Here is an 834-nt window from a genome sequence, read left to right as displayed (position 1 = left end):
ACCCGTCCGCCGCTAAATCCATTCCCGAAGGAACTTCATTCGCTCGACTTGCATGTGTTAGGCACGCCGCCAGCGTTCGTCCTGAGCCAGGATCAAACTCTCAATAAAAAGTTTAATCTGTTTTGCTCAAATTACTTTGAGTCTTTATAAGACTTAAAAGAATTGCTGGTTTTATATTAACTATATTCTGTTCAATTTTCAAAGACCATTTTATCTTGTCACCCTCAAGCGACTTTCTTATCTTATCACTTATTTTTTTCTCTGTCAACAACTTTTTTTTTAAAACTTTTAAGTTGTTTTCAAGTTTTTTAAGTGATTTGGTTGTTCCTTGTCGGAACGATATTTATAATATCATGATACTTAATACTATATATTTATAATATTACTAATATTATAAATTATTTTTTATTTTCTTTATTTTTCTCCTTTTTTCTAATATATACTATTATTGATACACCTGGCGCTATTGTTATTATATTTCTTATAGTTTTTGTTTATTTTTTCCTTTTTATCCCTTAATAGTACTGAATTTTTTCTTCTCCTTTTAAATAACTTTTTTTAATAATCTTTTCTCCTCTCCACATTTTTATAAAATACCAATACAATTTATTTCTTAATTCTAAAAAACTCCTTGAATTTTAACATCAATTATAAATTATCACTTTCTTTTTTTTGTAAACAAAAAAGACTTAAAGCAAATGCTTTAAGTCTTACTAACCTGGCAACGTTCTACTCTCCCACACAGTCCCCCGTGCAGTACCATCGACGCTGTAGAGCTTAACTTTCCTGTTCGGAATGGGAAGGAGTGTTTCCTCTACGCCATCATCACCAGAT

The 834-nt window shown here is 30.5% G+C and carries 2 rRNA genes; both read right to left on the bottom strand.

The features are described 5' to 3' along the window. Positions 1–108: ribosomal RNA gene (locus H8R92_RS13035) — 16S ribosomal RNA — on the bottom strand; the annotation flags it as partial. Between the two features lie 608 nt (positions 109–716). Then, positions 717–833 (bottom strand): 5S ribosomal RNA (gene rrf, locus H8R92_RS13030). Position 834: the final 1 nt, after the last annotated feature.

This window comes from Clostridium lentum, assembly GCF_014287815.1.
Lineage (GTDB): Bacteria > Bacillota > Clostridia > Clostridiales > Clostridiaceae > Clostridium > Clostridium lentum.
The sequence above is the reverse complement of the archived record's forward strand: the minus strand, read 5'-3'. Positions and strand labels throughout refer to the sequence as shown.